This is a genomic window from Gemmata palustris (assembly GCF_017939745.1).
In the GTDB taxonomy this organism is placed as follows: domain Bacteria; phylum Planctomycetota; class Planctomycetia; order Gemmatales; family Gemmataceae; genus Gemmata; species Gemmata palustris.
This window is the reverse complement of the sequence record NZ_JAGKQQ010000001.1, coordinates 2544780-2563188: the sequence shown is the minus strand read 5'-3', so window position 1 is coordinate 2563188 and position 18409 is coordinate 2544780. Positions and strand designations below refer to the sequence as shown.

Below are 18409 nucleotides of genomic sequence, written 5' to 3'. Positions count from 1 at the left end.
CTACGGAGTAGGGGCTTTTGAACGGGCGCGCCCGCGGGTAGACTGATTCCACTGCTCGCTCGCCCACCCGCCACCCCCACCTGCTCGGAGACGGCCCTTGTCCACGCTTCGCTTTGCGTTCGTGGCTTTCGTCCTGGCCGGCTCTGGCACGACCGGGCTCGCCGCGCCGCCGGACGCGCACTTCGAGAAGAAAGTGCGGCCGGTACTGATCGAGAAGTGTGTTTCGTGCCACGGCCCGGAGAAGCAAAAGGGCGGGCTGCGGGTCGATTCGCGCGCGGCGCTCCTCGCCGGCGGCGAGCGCGGCGCGGCCCTCGTGCCCGGGAAACCCGACGAGGGGTTGCTCCTCCGCACGCTCGCGCACGACGGCGAACTGAAGATGCCGCCGAAGACGAAGCTTCCCGCGGCCGAAATCGCCGCGATCAAGGAGTGGGTCCAGGCGGGGGCGCCGTGGCCCGATTCCGGGGCTCTCACCGTGGCCCCCAAAGCTACGGAGCGGATCTTCACACCGGAGGAGAAGGCGTTCTGGGCGTTCCAGCCCGTGCGCCGGCCCGCCGCGCCGGAAATCCGAGATCCGAAATCCGAGGTCCGAAACGATATCGACCGATTCTTGCTCGCGAAGTTGAGCGGCACCGGGCTGTCGTTCGCGCCGCCCGTCGACAGGCGCGTCCTGCTCCGGCGCGTCACGTTCGACCTGACCGGGCTACCGCCGACCCCGGAAGAAGTGGACACGTTCCTGAAGGATGCCGCGCCCGATGCTTACGAGAAGGTGGTCACGCGCCTGCTCGCGTCGCCGGCTTACGGCGAGAAGTGGGGGCGCCGGTGGCTCGACGTGGCCCGGTACGCGGACAGCAACGGGATGGACGAGAACCTCGCGTATGTGAACGCCTGGCGGTACCGCGACTGGGTCATCAAGAGCTTCAACACTGACAAACCGTATGACCAGTTCGTCCGCGATCAGATTGCCGGCGACCTGATCCCCGGCGGGACCGACGCCGACCGTGCCGACCGGCTCACCGCCACCGGGTTCCTCGTCATCGGGCCGAAGATGCTCGCCGAGGACGACCCGGCCAAGATGCGGATGGACATCATCGACGAGCAACTCGACACGCTCGGCCAGGCGTTCATGGGCCTCACGCTCGGCTGTGCCCGGTGCCACGACCACAAGTTCGACCCGGTCACCGCGAGCGACTACTACGGTCTGGCGGGGTTCTTCTACTCGACGAAGACGATGCGGAACCACACGGTGGTGGCCGCGTGGAACGAGCGCCCGATCGGCACCGCCAGTTCCATTGCGGCACTGGCCGCCCACGAGAAGGCGGTGACAGAGGCCCGCGCCAAAGTGAGCGCGGCAGAGGCCCGCGCCCGGGCCACAACCGCCGCGCGACTGGCGGAGGAGAAAAAGCGCGCGGCCGAGTACGCGGCCGCAGCAGTCGAGGTCTACCGCCGGCGCGGGGCGCTGAAGCTCGTCGCGCCCGACCCCAGCAAGAACCCGCCCGCGGGCGCCCTGCTGGTCGAGTCGGAAGCGTTCACGCGCGGGAACGTCCTCAAGCTGACGGACGGGTACGGCGCGGGCATCGGCGTCATCATCAACGCCGGACCGCTCCCGAACTACGCGGAGTACGATCTCGACGTTCCGAAGGAAGGGACGTATCAGTTCGCGGTTCGCTACGCCGCCGCGGACCGCCGACCGGTGCGAATTTTAGTCAACGGCCGGCTCGCCGCGGGCGAGGCGTGTGGGGCGAAGACCGGCTCGTGGAACCCCGACGCGCAGACGTGGGCGGCCGAAGCGGTCGTCGCGCTCCCCGCCGGCAAAGCGGTCGTCCGGTTCGAGCGGAACGGCCCGGTTCCGCACCTGGACAAGTTCGCCCTGCTCCCCATGACGGCCGAACAGGTGGCGGTCGCCCCGCTGCCTGTGGAGCGCGCTGCTGCGGACCGGAAACTGTTAACGTCGCTCCTGCGCGAGTGGGTGGACGTGATCGCGAAACGCGAGGGCAAGCCGCCGACCGGGGCGGACCTCGACGCGCTCGTCACGTCTGCCGACGGACCGTTCCGGGACTCGCCCGAACTGGACGCGGACACCCAAGGCGCGCACGCGGACGAACTCAAGCGCCTCCGGGAGAAGCTCACCGCCACCGAAAAGGCGAAGCCGCCGGTGGACGAGGTCATGGCCGTCGAGGACGCGAAGGGCGAGAACCTGCGGGTCCACCTTCGAGGGAACCACACCACACTCGGTGCGGACGCCCCGCGTCGGTTCCCCCAAATCATGGCCGGGAGCGCTCCGTTGCCACTCGGGGCCGACCGGAGCGGGCGCCGGGAGTTCGCGGAGTGGCTCACGAGGCCCGACCACCCGCTCACCGCGCGGGTCATGGTGAATCGCATTTGGGCCGGGCACTTCGGGGCCGGGCTGGTGCGCTCGACGGACAACTTCGGTCGGCTCGGCGACCGCCCCACGCACCCCGAACTGCTCGACTGGCTCGCGGCGGAATTCGTCGGGGCGAAGTGGTCCGTCAAGCACATGCACCGGCTCATCGTCACCTCGGCCGCGTACCGAATGAGTTCCCAAGCGGAACCCGCAGCACTCCAGAAAGACCCCGACAACAAGTTGCTCTCGCACTTCACCCGCCGCCGGCTGGACGCGGAAGAAGTGCGCGACGGGATGCTCGCCGTCTCCGGGTTGCTCGACCGGACGGTGGGCGGTACGCTCCTGAAGGCGACCCCGCGGCAATACATCACCGGCACCGGGAACCGCAACTACGAGGGTTACGCGCACACTCGGCGCTCCGTGTACCTGCCGGTCGTCCGCAGCGCTGTCTACGATGTGTTCCAGACGCTGGACTTCCCCGATCCGTCGGTGCCTAACGGCCAGCGGACCGCGACCACGATCCCGACACAATCGCTGTTCATGCTCAACAGCGCGCTGGCGGACCAGGCCGCCGAAGCGTTCGCGAAAGCAGTTCTGGCGGTTCGGGGCACCGACGCGGACCGCGTTCACGAGGCTTACCGCCGGGTATACGGTCGCCCCCCGACCACTCGAGAAGAGGCGCGGGTGGTCGCGTACCTCCAAAAATCGGAAGAAACAGCCGGCCCAGCCACTGAAGGGAGCCAGCTCCGGGTGTGGCGCGGGCTGTGCCGCGTCCTACTGGCGTCCAACGAGTTCGTGTTCGTGGAGTGACCGTGATGTTCCGACAGAACCGCCGCGAGTTTCTGCGGACCAGCGCGCTCGGGTTCGGGTGGCTCGCGCTGACCGACCTGCTCGCGGCTTCCGAACTGGCGCCCCCGCCGCGCGCGGTGGGGCCGCGCGATCCGCTCGCGCCCCGCGCTCCGCACTTCGCGGCCCGGGCGAAGCGCGTGATCTTCCTGTTCATGCACGGCGGCCCGTCGCAGATCGACACCTTCGACTACAAACCGAAGCTGGCGGCCGACGACGGCAAGCCGCTCCCGTTCGCCAAACCGCGGGTCGTGTCGAGTGCGACCGGGAACCTGCTGAAATCGCCGTTCGCGTTCAAGCAGTACGGGCAGAGCGGGGCGTGGGCGTCGGAACTGTTCCCGCACGTCGCCGGGCGCGCGGACGACCTGTGCTTCATCAAATCGATGCACGGGTCGAACTCGCGGCACGGCGGGGCGCTGCTCGAACTGCACACCGGCTCGGACACCTTCGTGCGGCCGAGCATGGGTTCCTGGGTCACCTACGGTCTCGGCACCGAGAACCGCGACCTGCCCGGCTACGTCACGATTTGTCCCACCCTCACGCATGGCGGGGTGAACAACTACTCGTCCGCGTTCCTACCGGCCGCGTACCAGGCCACCCCGCTCGGGAACGCCAGCACCGCGGCGAGCCAGGTGACGGTGCCGTTCGTGAGGGGCACCACGGCGCCCGCGCAACAGCGGTTGGAACTCGATCTGCTCGCGGACCTCGACCGCGAGCGCGCGACCGGGGCGGACGCGGCCACGGAGGGGCGCATTCAGTCGTTCGAGATGGCGTTCCGAATGCAGAACACGGTTCCCGCGGTGCAGGATCTGTCAAAAGAGTCCGCGGAAACGCACAAACTGTACGGCATCGACGATAAGGTGACGGAGAACTTCGGCCGGCAGTGTTTGATGGCCCGCCGGTTCGCGGAGGCCGGGGTGCGGTTCGTGCAGTGTACCCACAGCTACAAGTGGGACCAGCACGAGAACCTCAAGAAGGACCACACGACCAACGCCCGCGAGGTGGACAAGCCGATCGCGGGGCTGCTCACCGACCTCAAGCGCCGCGGGCTTCTGAAGGACACGCTGGTGGTGTGGGGCGGCGAGTTCGGGCGTACCCCGGTCGCGCAAGGAAAAGACGGGCGCGACCACAACCCGCACGGGTTCACGATGTTCCTCGCGGGCGGCGGCGTGAAGGCCGGGTTCTCGCACGGCGCGACCGACGACTACGGCTACTTCGCCGCAGAGGACAAGGTCCACGTCCACGACCTGCACGCCACCATCCTTCACTTGCTGGGTCTGGACCACACGCGCCTCACCTACCGCCACGCGGGGCGCGACTTCCGCCTGACGGACGTTCACGGCGAAGTCGTCAGCCAGATCCTCGCCTGACCGGGCGCGGACCGGCTCCACCCGGCCCGCGTCCCACGCCCACATTCTAATGTCGCTCCCTCATACTGCGCCGTCGAGATGCCCCATGCTCCGAATCGCGTGTCTCGTGCTGGTGCTCGCACTCGCTCCTGGTGCCCGGGCGGCCGAGCCGACACCGGTCGATTTCAGCCGCGACGTGCTCCCGGTGCTCTCGGACTACTGCTTCCAGTGCCACGGCCCGGACGCGAACTCGCGCAAGGCGAAGCTCCGCCTCGACGACAAAACTGCGCTCGAGGGGCGCGGGGTCGTCGTTCCCGGCAAGCCGAAGGAGAGTGCTCTCGTCGAGCGCATCACGAGCACCGACCCCGACTCGGTGATGCCGCCCCCGAGCCTGAAGCGCAAGCTCTCGGCCCAGCAGATCGACGCGCTCACGCGCTGGGTGGAACAGGGCGCGAAGTGGTCCACGCACTGGGCCTTCGACCCGGTGACGAAGCCGGAAGTCCCGACGGAGCTGAAGAACCAGCAGCGGGTCGCGAATCCGATCGACGCCTTCGTGCAGTCCCGGCTCACGCGCGAGGGCCTGAGCCCCGCGCCCCCGGCGGACAGAGAGCGGTTACTGCGCCGTGTCACCTTCGATCTCACCGGATTACCCCCGACCATCGCGGAGATCGACGCCTTTCTGAAGGACGACGCGCCGAACGCTTACGAGAAGGTCGTGGACCGACTCCTGGCCTCCCCTCGGTACGGCGAGCGGATGGCCGGCGAGTGGCTCGATATCGCTCGCTTCGCCGACACGCACGGCTACCAGATGGATCGCGCGCGCCCCGTGTGGCCGTACCGTGACTGGGTCATCTCCGCGTACAACCGCAACCTGCCGTTCAACGACTTCGCCACCTGGCAACTCGCCGGCGACCTGCTCCCCCGCGCCACCAAGGACCAGCGCCTGGCGACCGCGTTCAACCGGTTGCACATGCAGAACGAGGAGGGCGGGATCGTCGAAGAAGAGTTCCGCGTGGCCTACGTGAACGACCGCACGACCACGTTCGGAACCGCGTTCCTCGGACTGACGCTCGAGTGCAGCCGGTGCCACGATCACAAGTTTGATCCCGTTTCGCAAAAGGACTATTACTCGCTGTTCGCGTTCTTCCAGAACATTGACGAGAGCGGCCAGACGAGCTACTTCACCGCGGCCACGCCGGTGCCGGCCCTCCTGCTCTCCACCGATGCCCAGGACGCGAAACTGGCCGAATTGCGTGCCGCAGTCGGGACGAAACGGGACGCGCTGGCGAAGGCCCGCGGGACCGCACGGGCCGAGTTCGCGAAGTGGAAACGTCCCACTAAGCTCGATGTGTCAGGATTGGTCGGGTCGTACTCGTTCGACGACATCAAGGCTGGTAAGGTCGCGAACGGTGCCGACGAGAAGACACCGGGCAGCGCCGTCGAAGGCCCGAAACTGGTGCCCGGAAAGCTCGGCCGGGCGGTCGAACTCACCGGCGAAAATGGGTTCACGTTTCCCGGCGTTGGTCACTTCACCCGCGACGACCCGTTCACCTTGAGCCTCTGGGTGAAGTCTCCGGCCCCGGTCCCGCGCGCGGTGCTGGTTCACCACAGTCAGGCGCCGATCGACGCCGGTAGCCGCGGGTACGAACTCTTGTTGGAAGACGGGAAGGTCGCGTTCGGGCTGCACCACATGTGGCCCGGTAACTCGCTGAAAGTACGGAGCAAGACCGCCGTCCCCGCGAGCGCGTGGGTACACCTCACCGCGACCTACGACGGGTCCAGTACCGCGGCTGGTGTGAAGCTGTACCTCGACGGCAAACCGCTCGAAGTGGACGTAATCCGCGACAAACTGACCAAGGACATCACCTACGGCGGCGAACCGAACCTCGCGGTCGGCTACCGCTTCCGCGACAACGGCTTCAAGGGCGGTCTGGTCGACGAGTTCCGCGTTTACAACCGTGCTCTGACGGTCGCCGAGATCGTCAGCGAACCGGGTGACGAGGCCCTCTTCGAGTATTTCGCTTCCGCGATTCACGAGCCGTCGAAGAAGGCCGCGGAAGACCTTCGCGCGGCGCGGAAAGCGTACACCGGGCTCGTCAACCCGATCGCCGAAATCATGGTGATGGACGAGATGCCGGTGCCGAAGCCCGCACACGTCCTCAAGCGTGGGGTTTACGACTCCCTCGGCGAAAAGGTGGCCGCGGGCACACCGAAGGCGCTACCGCCGTTTCCCAAAGGTGCGCCGCGGAACCGCCTCGGCCTCGCGCAGTGGCTCACGGACCCCGAAAACCCGCTCATGGCCCGCGTCACGGTGAACCGCGCGTGGCAACAGATGTTCGGGCGCGGGCTGGTCGAAACCGCGGACAACTTCGGCACCCAGGGTGCCCGCCCCACGCACCCCGAACTGCTCGACTGGCTGGCCCGCGAGTTCGTCCGCACCGGTTGGGACCAGAAGCGGCTCCTCAAAACGATTGCGCTGTCGGCCACGTACTGCCAGTCGTCAAAAGCCGCGCCCGACGTTCTGGCACGCGACCCGCACAACGAGTTGCTCGCCCGCGGACCGGTGAAGCGGCTCACGGCCGAAATGCTCCGCGATCAGGCGCTCGCGTCGAGCGGGCTGCTCGTGGAGAAGCTCGGCGGTCCGAGCGTGCGACCGTACCAACCCGCGGGGTTGTGGGAAGAAATTGCCATGGGTCGGCCGCGGTACGAGCAGAGTAGGGGGGACGACCTGTACCGCCGCAGCCTGTACACGTTCTGGAAGCGCACCGTTCCCCCTCCGTCCATGACGACGTTCGACGCCGCGGACCGGAGCGTCTGTTCCGTGAAGCGGCAGAGTACGAGTACGCCGCTCCAGGCGCTCGTGCTGCTCAACGACGTCCAGTTCGTGGAAGCCGCGCGGTTCGTCGGTCAGCGGGCACTGAAGGAGGGCGGGGCGGCCGCCGAGGGGCGCGCGGCGTGGACGTTCCGCCTCGTGACGGGCCGCACGCCGAGCGACAAGGAGCGCGCGGTTCTGGCGAAACTGTTCGCGGAGCAGAAGGCGCTCTTCGAGAAAGACCCGGCCGCAGCGAAGAAGCTACTCGGCGTCGGGGAAAAGCCCGTTGACATGATGCTACCCGTTGCGGACCTCGCAGCCGCCACGGTACTGGCGAACGTGCTGTTCAACCACGACGAAGCCGTGATGCGGCGGTAACAAGACACAAGCGGTACCGGGAGCCGATCATGTTTTCTCTTTCCGACCGTCGGTCCTTCCTCACGCGGTCCGCACTGGGCTTGGGCGGCGTCGCGCTCGCCGAGTTGCTCCGCGCCGCGGACGCGCAGAAGCCCGACCCCTTCGCGGGCGTCCTCGATAAGCCGCACCACGCGCCGAAGGCCAAGCGCATCATCTACCTGTTCATGAGCGGCGGGCCGAGCCAGCTCGATCTGTTTGACCACAAACCGAAACTCAACGAGCTTAACGGTCAGGACTTGCCCGATTCGGTTCGCGGCGGCCAGCGCGTTACCGGGATGACCGCGCACCAGGCCACGTTGCCGATGGCCGGCTCGGTCTTCAAGTTCGCGAAGCACGGCCAGAGCGGAGCGCCCGTGAGCGAATTGCTGCCGTGGACCGCGAAGGTCGCCGACGAGTTGTGCTTCATCAAGTCGGTTCACACGGAGCACATCAACCACGACCCCGCGATCACGTTCTTCCAGACGGGGCACCAGCTCGCGGGCCGGCCGAGCATGGGTTCGTGGCTCAGTTACGGCCTGGGCAGCGCGAACGCGAACCTGCCCGCGTTCGTGGTGCTCATCTCGAAGGACCGCATCGACCAGCCCCTGTACTCGCGCTTGTGGGGCAACGGGTTCTTGCCGAGTGCCCACGCGGGTGTGCAGTTCCGCAGCGGCGGCGCGCCGGTGCTGTACCTCGACAACCCGCCGGGCGTCACAGAGGGAGGGCGAAAGCTCGCCCTCGACCGCTTGGCCGAACTCCAGCAACTTCAAGCCGACGATCTCGGCGATCCGGAAGTATCCGGGCGCATCGCGCAGTACGAAATGGCGTTCCGGATGCAGACGAGCGTGCCCGACGTGATCGACACGCGCAAAGAACCGAAGGAGACGTTCGAGCTGTACGGCGAGGACGCGAAGACGCCCGGCACGTTCGCGGCGAACTGCCTACTGGCCCGCCGGCTCGCGGAGCGGAACGTGCGGTTCATCCAGCTCTATCACCCCGGCTGGGACCAGCACGGTAACCTGCCCGGGGCGATCCGCCGACAGTGCAAGGACGTGGATCAGGCGTGCTACGGGTTGCTCACGGACCTCAAACGCAAGGGGATGCTCGACGACACGCTGGTGGTGTGGGGCGGCGAGTTCGGGCGCACCAACTATTCGCAGGGCAAGCTGACGGCCACGGACTACGGGCGCGATCACCATCCGCGGTGTTTTACGGTCTGGATGGCCGGCGGTGGGGTGAAGCGCGGGACGACTTTCGGGGCCACCGACGAACTCGGCTACAACGTGGCGAACGACGCGGTCAGTGTCCACGACCTTCAGGCGACGCTCCTGCACCAACTCGGTATCGACCACGAGAAATTGACCTACAAACACCAGGGCCGGCACTACCGGCTCACCGACGTACACGGCACCGTGGTGAAGAGCGTGTTGGCCTGATCGCTTAATCGGGGGCGGGGCGGCCCCGCTCCTGTATCCTGCAATTGCTCAACGCGAGCGCTAATGCAATCGGTGCGCTCGGTGCCGCCTGGGTGATTTGTCGCCGAAGCTCGGCGGGTGGGTCTGCGCCGAGCCCGGACCCACCCTACAAAAAACACAGCGCCGCGGTCCTCAATACGTCGCGCGGCCGCCACTGATGTCGAAGCAGAACCCGGTGGTGAAGCTGCAATCGGAGCTGCTCAGGAAGTGGACCAGCGCCGCGACCTCGTCCGGCTTCCCGGTGCGGCCCAGCGGGATCTTGCTCAACATCATGTTGATTTGCGACTGGTCGAGTTGGTCCAGGATCGGCGTCTGGATCACGGCCGGGGCCACGCTGTTCACGCAGATGTCGCCCTTGCCGACGAGCTCCTTCGACAGCGACTTCGTGAGCGCGATGACGGCCGCCTTGCTCGCGGAGTAGGGGGCCATCTTCGGGTTGCCCTCTTTCCCCGCGATGCTCGCGATGTTCACGATGCGCCCGTACTTGCGCTCGATCATCGAGGGCAGCACGGCCTTGCAGCACAGCACGAGCCCGGTCACGTTGATCCCGAGCACGAACTCCCAGTCCTCGCGCACGCTCTCCCAGATGGGCACGTCGCGCCCCTTGCGGCTCGCGACCCCGGCGTTGTTCACGAGCACGTCGACCGGGCCGGCCTGCGCCGCGATCTCGCCGAACACGCGGTCCAGGTCCGCTTCTTTCGTCAGGTCGCCCACGAGCGGGACTCCGCCGATTTCGCGCGCGACGCGGTTCGCGCTGTCCGCGTTCATGTCGAAGACGCCGACTTTGGCGCCGGCGCCGGCGAGGCGCCGGCAGATCGCTTCGCCGATGCCCTGACCGCCGCCGGTCACCACCGCGACCTTGCCATCCATTCGGAAAAAGTTCGTGGACACGTCGCACCTTTAGGGAGAATCATTTACGGATGGGTACGTTGTAGACGCGCGACCGCGGAGGAGAACCCCCTTCCGCGCCCTCCTTCAAAAAGCAGGGGGCGCACGGGGCCGGGTTTTCTCCTTTCTCCGTTTGGGGTTGGGTTGGAGCGGGGGCCGGGGCGGGGTCTTTTCATCTCATCTCGGTCTGGCCTTCCCCCGCCCGCACAGGTTTCGCACAATAGCGGCGTCCGAAAGAAGGGGCGCACTCGCAACCGGAACGGCAGGAACGGGATGAAAGCACACCGCGCGGGCGACGGCGAACGGTCGCTGGCCGTGTTCATCGACTTCGAGAACATGGGCCTGGGCTTCAACAACCGCCGCGACCGGTTCGAGATCACCAAGGTACTCGAGCGCCTGGTCGAGAAGGGCAAGATCGTTTGTAAGAAGGCGTATGCCGACTGGAGCCGGTTCGGGATGTACACCGGCGGGCTGCACGAGGCCGCCATCGAGCTCATCGAGATCCCGCGCCGCGGGATGAGCGGCAAGAACTCCGCCGACATCCGGCTCGTCGTGGACGCGATCGACCTCGCGTACTCCAAGGACCACATCGACACGTTCGTGATCGTCTCCGGCGACAGCGACTTTTCGCCGCTCGTGTCCAAACTGAAGGAACTCGGCAAGCACGTCATCGGGCTGGGGCTCTCGGACGCGACGTCCGACCTCCTCCGGGACAACTGCGACGAGTTCATCTACTACGAGGACCTGGACCGCGCGCCGATCATCCCGATCGCGGTGAACGAGCAGATCCCGGAGAAGAAACGGAAGGTGTTCGCGATTCTCCTCGATTCGCTCCTCGCGCTGCGGCGCGAGAACAAAGAAGTCATTTATTCGTCGATGCTGAAGGACACGATCAAGCGGAAGAAGCCGTCGTTCAACGAAGATTATTACGGCTACCGCACGTTCAGCGAGCTGCTCGAAGACGCCCAGCGCGAGGGGCTGCTCGAACTGGACAAGCACCGGACCAGCGGGATGTACGTCATCACGCGGTTCGGGCTGGAACTGAAGTCCGGCGCGCTCCCGCCGCCGGTCGCGCGCGCGATTCCGCTCCCGCCCAAGAACGGCGGCGAGCCACGCAAGGTGCTCGAACTCCCCCCGCGCAACGGGAACGAACCGAAGCGCGTGGTCGACCCGCCCCCCGCGCGGGCCGGCGAGGGGCGCCGGGTCGTGGAGCCGCCGAAGCCGGTTCCGCTCGCCGAGAAGCGGGTGGTCGCGCTCCCCGTTGCCCCCCTTGTGGAAAAGCGCATCGTGACGCTCCCGGTCGCACCGGCAAAGCCGGCCGCCCCGCCGCTGAAGCCCGTCGCACCCGCGCGGCCGGCCGCCCCGCCGAAGCCCGTGGACCGGCGCGAGGAGCGGGACGACGACCGGCCGCTCGGGCGCGAACTCGTGGACGATTTCGATGCGCTCGATGACGAGCCGTTCGACGAGATCCCGAGCTACGGGCCGAAAAAAGTGGAAGCGAAACCGGCCGCACCGTTGAAGCCCGCAGTTCCCGCGAAGCCGGCCCCGGCGAAGCCCGCGGCCCGTTCCGCGGCCAAGCCCGCTGCAGCCAAGGAACCCGCGAAGCCCGCGGCAAAAGCCAAAGAACCGGCAGTGAAATCGGCGCCAAAAGAACCCGCACGGCCCGCGGCCAAGCCGCCCGTGAAGGAACCCGTTGTCGCGAAAGAACCCCCGGCTGCGAAAGAACCACCGCCCGCGAAGGCCCCGCGCCGGGCGGAGCCGAAGCCCGCTCCGAAACCGCTCCCGCCGGTCAGTGACGACGACGAGTTCGGCGCCGGGCTGTGACCACTTGATCGTGTGTTTGGTGCTCGCTTTTTGGGCGCGGGTTCACGGACCCGCGCCCAAGAAACCGAAAGAAACCGCTTAATACCATTTCCGCCTCGGTCGGGTATACTCTCCTCGAACTTTCCCGCCGGAGAACTCCTCTCATGCCTCGTTTCCGCCACTGCGCGACCGGGTTCGCGCTGTCCGCCGTACTATTCGCACTCGGTCCCGTGGGTACGGGCGCTCAGCCGGCCAAGAAACTCGTCGACCCGCCCGCGACCGACCCGGCAACCATGAAGGTCGCCAAGGGGTTCAAGGTCGAACTGATTTTCTCCGTTCCCAAATCTTCAGATCCCGAAAAATCGATGGGCTCGTGGGTGAGCATGTGCGTCGACCCGAAGGGGCGGCTCATCGTCTCGGACCAGTACGGCGCGCTGTACCGCGTCACGGTCGCCCCGCCCGGCGCGCCGGGCGCACCGGCGATCGAGAAGATCCCCGCGGCGATCGGCTCGGCGCAGGGGCTGCTGTGGGCGTTCGACGCGCTTTACGTCGTGGTGAACGCATCCAACAAGAGCGGCCTGTACCGGGTCACGTCGTCCAAGAAGGACGACACGCTCGACACGGTGGAACTGCTCCGCGCCCTTGAGGGTGGTGGAGCCGAGCACGGTCCGCACGCGGTGCTGATGAACCCGGACGGCAAGCGCCTCACGGTCGTTTGTGGGAACCAAACCAAGATCACGAAATTCAACACCACGAAGGTCGCACCGGTGTGGGGCGAGGACCACTTGCTCCCGCGCGTCCCGGACGGCAACGGCTTTATGAAGGGCGTGATGGGGCCGGGCGGCGCGATCTACAACGTGTCGCCGGACGGCAAGAACTGGGAACTGTTCAGCGTCGGGTTCCGCAACCAGTACGACGCCGCTTACAATAAGGCGGGCGACCTGTTCACCTACGACGCCGACATGGAGTGGGACTTCAACACGCCGTGGTACCGGCCCACCCGCGTGTGTTTCGTGCCCCCCGGTAGCGAGTTCGGTTGGCGCAACGGTGCGGGCAAGTACCCCGTCCACTACCCAGACACGCTCCCGCCCGTGGTGAACGTCGGCCCCGGGTCACCGACCGGCGTGTGCTTCGGGTACGGTGCGAAGTTCCCCGCCAAGTACCAGGACGCATTCTTCATCTGCGACTGGAGCTACGGGAAGCTCTACGCCACCCACCTCGTTCCGAACGGTAGCACCTACAAAGCCGAACTGGAAGAGTTCGTGACCGGCACGCCCCTCCCGCTCACGGACCTTGTCATCAATCCGGTCGACGGCGCGATGTACTTCGCCATCGGAGGTCGGAAGACCAAGAGTGGTCTCTACCGCGTGACGTATGTGGGCACCGAATCGACAGAGCCGAGCAAGGCGCAACCGCTCGGCGCCCAGGAGAGCAAGCTTCAACAACTGCGCAAGGATCTGGCCGAAGCTGGTGAGGTGAAGGCGCCGTCGTTCAAGAAGATCTTTGAAACGATGGAAGGGGCCGACCGGTTCGGTCGCATGCAGGGGCGCGCGGCGCTCGAACTGCACCCGAAGGGCGACTGGCGCGACCTCGCGCTCGGTGCGCAGAATCCCGACGTCGCGACGCAGGCACTGCTGGCACTGGTGCGCGTGTCGGCCCCGTGCCCGTTGCACGCGAAGCCGGGCGATCCGAAACCCGATCCCGCTCTGCGGGCGAAGGTTCTTGAGGCACTCGCGCGCTTCGATTTCGCGAAACTCACCGACGAACAAAAGCTCGATGTTGTTCGCGTGTACCACGTCCTCTTCAACCGCTTCGGCCCGCCGACCGCGGACGAGCGGAAGGCGTGGCTGGCGAAGTTCACCCCCGCGTTCCCGGACAAGAACCGGTTCGTGAACGGCGAACTGCTGCCGGTCTTCGTGTACCTCCAAGACGAGAGGGCCGCGCCGATCGGGGTGAAGTTACTGAAGGACGCCCCCACGCAGGAAGAACAGATCGAGTACGCGCGCGCGCTGCGGATGCTCAAGACCGGTTGGACCCCGGAACTGCGGACGGGGTACTTCGAGTGGTTCGTGAAGGCGGCCGCGTACAAGGGCGGGAGCAGCTTCGGTAAGTTCCTGAAGCTCATCCGCGACGACGCGATTGTCACGCTCGCGCCGGCGGAGAAGGTGGCGCTCAAGGATCTCATCAACGCGGACCCCGCGACAGTGAAACTGCCGCCCGAACCGGCCCGGCCGTTCGTGAAGGCGTACAAGATCGCGGACCTGACCGACGCACTCGATAAGGGCATGAAGTCGGGCCGCGACTACGACCGCGGGCGCAAGCTGTTCGCGGCCGGGAAGTGCTTCGCGTGCCACCGGTTCGACAACGAGGGCGGGAGCAACGCCCCGGACCTGACCGGCGTCGCCGGCCGGTTCAGCCCGCGCGACTTGTTGGAATCCATCCTCGATCCGAGCAAGGAAGTCAGCGACCAGTACGCCGCGGTCGAGATCCGCACTACCGACGAGCGCGTCATCTCCGGGCGCATCGTGAATCTGAACGCCGACACCGTGATGGTGAACACCAACATGCTCGATCCCGGGTCGGCGGTGAATGTGGACCGCAAGTTGATCGAGAGCATGCGCCCGTCGAAGATTTCGATGATGCCGACCGGTTTGCTGGACACGTTTAAGGAAGACGAAGTATTGGACCTGATGGCGTATGTGCTGTCGCGCGGTGATCGCAACAGCGCGATGTTCAAGAAGTGATGTGATTTGGTTCGGTTAAACGGGTCGGTCCCACGTCTCTTGTGGCGTGGAGCCGACCCGTTTCATTGATGACGTTGGTTCAGGCTCACCTTCGGCAGCGTTCCGTTGATCGCTGTGAAACTGTTAGTTGGCTCGGTGAGTCGGCCTGGACGATTCGCTCGATTTCTTCGGCCGAAAACCCCGCGCCAACCAGATCCCGCTTCAACTGGCTGAGAGCTTCGACCCGCCGGGCTGCCGTGAAGAAGGGGACGACGATTCCGGTTACGGCAATCACCGTCGCACAGACGATCCCACCGAACACGGCCACGAGTCCGATCAACTGTGGTCCGGTCATGCCGGAAATCACATCGCTCATACCGCACCCCGTTGTGTTGGTTCTTCTTCCGAGCCGCGTTGCCCCATCTCTGCAATTCGTCCGGCAACGTTCAGTATTTGGTCGAAAATTTTAAGCGGCAAGTCGATTTCGCGAAGTAGGAGAGGGTCGCTGCGGAACCGGAGCAGGTGTTGCGGGGCAGCGGGTCGTCGTTTTGCAGCGGAATGCGAGGCACAGATGGGTACCGTGTGTGCAACGCGGTGGATCGGCTGGCGGCACCTGGTGTGGGTGGGCGTCGGGCTGTTCTGGTACTTCACGACTCGTGATTTTCACCCGACGGCGGGACTGGCGACCATTGTTACCGCCTCGTTGGTCGCGGCCTTTGCAGTAGCCGTTGATGTCAATCACTTCGTCCTGATTCCCCGGTACTGGCGGACCCGTCGGTACGGCGCTTACGGCGCGACTCTGCTCGGAACAATGGCCGCGCTCACGGCTCTCGCGTTAACTGTGATTCGCCGCTCTTATTTCGAGTTGCACGGTCCGGATGCCGACCCCAACGGGGCGTACAAACACTTCGCAATTGATCTATTCGGGATGGCCGTTCACGTTGCTGGGGCAGCGGGAATTGTGTGGCTGTGGCGCCGAACTCGGCCGGACCGGCGCGGTCTCAATTGATGCGAATGATGGGAAAGTGAATGTTGGTATTGGGCGTTTATTGATATCGAATGAGTTTGAATTGTGGAGCGTAATGAGACAACGTACTCTCAAAACAAACGGCGGGACGCGCCCGCCGTGTACTGTAGCCGTGTACTTCAGTGGGTGAGGCGGGACTCGAACCCGCATGCTCCTCACGGAACGGGGGATTTTCGTACCACTTCGGCTTTCGCCGCCCCGTTCGTATTCGGGTTCGTGGTCTGGACTATACCTTGACCGTGGGCGCCCGCCGTAGGTCGCTGCCGTCTAGTCTCTACACTTTCTTGTTCTTCGCGTACCAACGGGGCGCGACACGTGTGAAGAACAAACTTAGCTCGGTGTTACCTCGCCGGAGCAGGGGCTCCACCGAATTTGACAGCATCCCACGGGCGGTTTCCCCTCCCGTGGCTCAATTTCTTTTTAAGTCCCCTGTGTCTGCCATTCCACCACTCACCCGGAACGGCCCAATCATTGCAGACGGCCGCGCCGCTGACAAGGCGAGTGTCACGCGAACATTTCGGCGACGTCCACGAGCTTCTTGACCTGGTCGGCGCCGAGGCGGTTCACGAGGCTCTGAACGGCCTGGAGGTCCGAGAACTGTGCCCCGCCGCTCTTACGGGCGCCGGTTTTGGCCCCGCCCTTGCCGGTCTCGCGCTTGATTACCGACTTGTAGTTCGAGATGATGTTGGTCGCGAGTTCGGTGTCGTACTGTTCCTTGATGAACGCCTGCAACTCTTGCGGACCGACCTTCCAGCCCTTGTCGTCGAGCGCGGCCTGGACCATCGCCTTCTGGGTGGTCTTCCCCTCTTGTTTGGCCTTCGCCACGGTGGTGCTCCGGTGAAAATGTGTGGTGGTGTTCGAGATGATTACATCTCAACGAACTTGATGTAGTATTTAGTATGCGCGATGTGAAGACGGATGTGTAGTTTTTTCACGAATCGTGATGCGGGCACACATCACGAACGGCCGTTAACGACCGGACTGATAGATTTGATCGAAGATCCCGCCCTCGGAGAAGAAGTCGGTTTGGATCTTGGTCCAGTCGCCCAGTTCCATTAACGGGTCGGTCGCGCGGAACAGCTTGATCGGCGGGAACCGGCTCTCGTTCTTCTTCGCGACTTCCGGGTGCCCGGGGCGGAAGAAGGTTTCGGCGATCAGCTCCTGCGCAGCAGGCGTGTAGAGGAACTTGAGGTACTCTTCGGCTGCGGCCCGGGTGCCCTTGCGGTCGGCGTTCGCGTCCACCAGCGCGACGTGCGGTTCGGCTCGAACGCTCACCTTCGGGTACACGATCTCCACCGCGTCCTTGAGCTCGCGCTTCTCCAACCACGCTTCGTTTTCCCAGGTCAGGTGAACGTCGCCGATGTTCTTGCGCGCGAACGTGACCGTGGCCCCGCGTGCGCCCGTATCGAGTACCGGGACGCGCCGGTACATCTCGGTGATGAAGTCCCGCGCGTCCTTCGCCGATCTCTTTGCGGCGCGCATTGCGATCCACGCGCCGAGCAGGTTCAGCTTCGCGCCGCCCCCGGTTTTCGGGTTCGCGGTGATGACCTTCAGGTTCGGTTGGAGCAGATCCTCCCAGTCCTTGATTCCGAACGGGTTCCCCTTCCGCACCACGAACACGATGGTCGAGTGGTACGGCAGTGAGCGGTCCGGCAAGCGCTCCTCCCAGCCGTTCGCGATCAGTTTCTTGGACCGGATGTTATCGATATCGGCCCACATCGCGAGCGTGACCACATCGGCCGGGATGCCGTCGATCACGGACCGCGCCTGGCTCCCGGACCCGCCGTGCGATTGCCGCACGCGGACGCGCGCGCCGGTGAGTGCGAGGTAGTGGTCCGCGAACAGGCGGTTCATCTTGCGGTACAGTTCGCGCGTCGGGTCGTAGGAGACGTTGAGGAGTTCGACGTCGTAATCCGGCCCCGAGCATCCACTGAGCGTGGATAACCCGGCGAATGACGACGCGGCGATGAATTGGCGGCGGTTCATGCCGTTAGTATATAGCCGAACGGCTGGCCGGCGCCTCGTTTGTTCACAATGGTGATTGGCGTATTGACTGATAGCTCACGTCGGTTGACCGCTGAGACGGAGCGATTCTACTTCGGGCAGGTCTTTGAGCGTGTTGAGACCGAACGCCTGGAGGAATTTTTTGGTCGTGCCGTATACCTGTGGGCGCCCCAGCGAATCGTGCCGCCCGGCGACGCGCACCAATCCTTTTTCCATCAATTGACGCACCACTTCGCCGCACGCGACGCCGCGCACCTTCTCCACTTCCGCGCGCATGATAGGCTGCCTGTAAGCGATTACGGCCAGTGTTTCGATCGTAGCGGGCGTGAGTCGTAATTCGTGCCCGGTGCGTTTTAATCGCGCCAACCACGTGTGATACTGCGTTCGCGTGAGTAGTTGATAACCGCCCGCGATCTCTTCGACCTGGAACGCGGACCCATCACTGTCGTAAAGGGCCTGTAAGCGCGCGATGAGTGTGCGGGCTTCGGCGGTGTCCGCGAGTCCGGCCACGTCCGCGAGTTTGCGCGCGGGCAGCGGTTCATCGGCGATCATGAGTACCGCTTCGAGTCGGGCGAGCTTCCCGTCGCGTGCGTGCGGATCATGCGCGGCTTGTTCCACCGGTTCCGCGCGTGAGTGCAACGCGAGCGGGAGCGCTGCGTTGCCGGGGCGCTGGGTGAACGGGCGCACGTGAGCGGTGCCGAATTTCTGGCGCAAGTGGTTCAAG

Annotated in this window: 12 protein-coding genes; 7 read left to right on the top strand and 5 right to left on the bottom strand. The window is 65.4% G+C overall.

Annotated elements, in window-relative coordinates; all coding sequences use genetic code 11:
- The first annotated feature begins 97 nt into the window (after positions 1-97).
- The 4 genes from J8F10_RS10475 to J8F10_RS10460 all read left to right on the top strand — a co-directional run bounded on the left by J8F10_RS10475 (position 98) and on the right by J8F10_RS10460 (position 9201).
- Positions 98-3172 (top strand): DUF1553 domain-containing protein, encoded by a 3075-nt coding sequence (locus tag J8F10_RS10475; protein ID WP_210653771.1) that lies wholly within the window; start codon positions 98-100, stop codon positions 3170-3172.
- A gap of 5 nt (positions 3173-3177) precedes the next feature.
- Positions 3178-4578 (top strand): DUF1501 domain-containing protein, encoded by a 1401-nt coding sequence (locus tag J8F10_RS10470; protein ID WP_210653770.1) that lies wholly within the window; start codon positions 3178-3180, stop codon positions 4576-4578.
- Between the two features lie 85 nt (positions 4579-4663).
- Complete coding sequence (locus J8F10_RS10465; protein WP_210653769.1) at positions 4664-7747, top strand: DUF1553 domain-containing protein; 3084 nt, start codon at positions 4664-4666, stop codon at positions 7745-7747.
- Between the two features lie 29 nt (positions 7748-7776).
- On the top strand, positions 7777-9201 hold the full coding sequence (locus J8F10_RS10460) for a DUF1501 domain-containing protein (RefSeq protein WP_210653768.1): 1425 nt from the start codon (positions 7777-7779) through the stop codon (positions 9199-9201).
- A 171-nt stretch (positions 9202-9372) separates the two neighbouring features.
- Here J8F10_RS10460 and J8F10_RS10455 read toward each other — a convergent pair whose 3' ends face one another.
- Positions 9373-10110 (bottom strand): SDR family NAD(P)-dependent oxidoreductase, encoded by a 738-nt coding sequence (locus J8F10_RS10455; protein WP_246524138.1) that lies wholly within the window; start codon positions 10108-10110, stop codon positions 9373-9375.
- Positions 10111-10401: 291 nt separating this feature from the next.
- On the opposite strand from J8F10_RS10455, the gene J8F10_RS10450 reads away from it, so the two are divergent.
- Together J8F10_RS10450 and J8F10_RS10445 are read left to right on the top strand one after the other, a co-directional pair.
- Entirely contained in the window at positions 10402-11952 is a 1551-nt protein-coding gene (locus tag J8F10_RS10450; protein WP_210653766.1) for an NYN domain-containing protein, read from the top strand.
- Between the two features lie 143 nt (positions 11953-12095).
- Positions 12096-14675: a c-type cytochrome gene (locus J8F10_RS10445; protein ID WP_210653765.1), complete on the top strand. Its 2580-nt coding sequence runs from the start codon at positions 12096-12098 to the stop codon at positions 14673-14675.
- Between the two features lie 85 nt (positions 14676-14760).
- Here J8F10_RS10445 and J8F10_RS10440 read toward each other — a convergent pair whose 3' ends face one another.
- Positions 14761-15030 carry a hypothetical protein gene (locus J8F10_RS10440; RefSeq protein ID WP_210653764.1) on the bottom strand — a complete coding sequence of 90 codons (270 nt, stop codon included), beginning with the start codon at positions 15028-15030 and terminating at the stop codon, positions 14761-14763.
- A gap of 195 nt (positions 15031-15225) precedes the next feature.
- Between J8F10_RS10440 and J8F10_RS10435 the strand changes: the two genes are divergently transcribed.
- Positions 15226-15663, top strand: a complete 438-nt coding sequence (locus J8F10_RS10435; protein ID WP_210653763.1) for a hypothetical protein — start codon at positions 15226-15228, stop codon at positions 15661-15663.
- 522 nt (positions 15664-16185) lie between these two features.
- On the opposite strand, the gene J8F10_RS10430 is transcribed toward J8F10_RS10435, so the two are convergent.
- The 3 genes from J8F10_RS10430 to scpB all read right to left on the bottom strand — a co-directional run bounded on the left by J8F10_RS10430 (position 16186) and on the right by scpB (position 18408).
- Complete coding sequence (locus tag J8F10_RS10430) at positions 16186-16506, bottom strand: hypothetical protein (RefSeq protein ID WP_210653762.1); 321 nt, start codon at positions 16504-16506, stop codon at positions 16186-16188.
- Between the two features lie 144 nt (positions 16507-16650).
- A complete protein-coding gene (locus J8F10_RS10425) occupies positions 16651-17667 on the bottom strand; it encodes a sulfate ABC transporter substrate-binding protein (RefSeq protein WP_210653761.1) in 1017 nt (338 codons plus the stop codon).
- 75 nt (positions 17668-17742) lie between these two features.
- A complete protein-coding gene (gene scpB, locus J8F10_RS10420; RefSeq protein ID WP_210653760.1) occupies positions 17743-18408 on the bottom strand; it encodes an SMC-Scp complex subunit ScpB in 666 nt (221 codons plus the stop codon).
- Position 18409 lies beyond the last annotated feature (1 nt).

Bases quoted from the DNA above. Each gene is read 5' to 3' on its own strand.
- J8F10_RS10470 (WP_210653770.1), top strand. From the start codon at position 3,178: ATGTTCCGACAGAACCGCCGCGAGTTTCTGCGGACCAGCGCGCTCGGG.
- J8F10_RS10465 (WP_210653769.1), top strand. From the start codon at position 4,664: ATGCTCCGAATCGCGTGTCTCGTGCTGGTGCTCGCACTCGCTCCTGGT.
- J8F10_RS10460 (WP_210653768.1), top strand. From the start codon at position 7,777: ATGTTTTCTCTTTCCGACCGTCGGTCCTTCCTCACGCGGTCCGCACTG.
- J8F10_RS10455 (WP_246524138.1), bottom strand. From the start codon at position 10,110: ATGGATGGCAAGGTCGCGGTGGTGACCGGCGGCGGTCAGGGCATCGGC.
- J8F10_RS10450 (WP_210653766.1), top strand. From the start codon at position 10,402: ATGAAAGCACACCGCGCGGGCGACGGCGAACGGTCGCTGGCCGTGTTC.
- J8F10_RS10445 (WP_210653765.1), top strand. From the start codon at position 12,096: ATGCCTCGTTTCCGCCACTGCGCGACCGGGTTCGCGCTGTCCGCCGTA.
- J8F10_RS10440 (WP_210653764.1), bottom strand. From the start codon at position 15,030: ATGAGCGATGTGATTTCCGGCATGACCGGACCACAGTTGATCGGACTC.
- J8F10_RS10435 (WP_210653763.1), top strand. From the start codon at position 15,226: ATGGGTACCGTGTGTGCAACGCGGTGGATCGGCTGGCGGCACCTGGTG.
- J8F10_RS10425 (WP_210653761.1), bottom strand. From the start codon at position 17,667: ATGAACCGCCGCCAATTCATCGCCGCGTCGTCATTCGCCGGGTTATCC.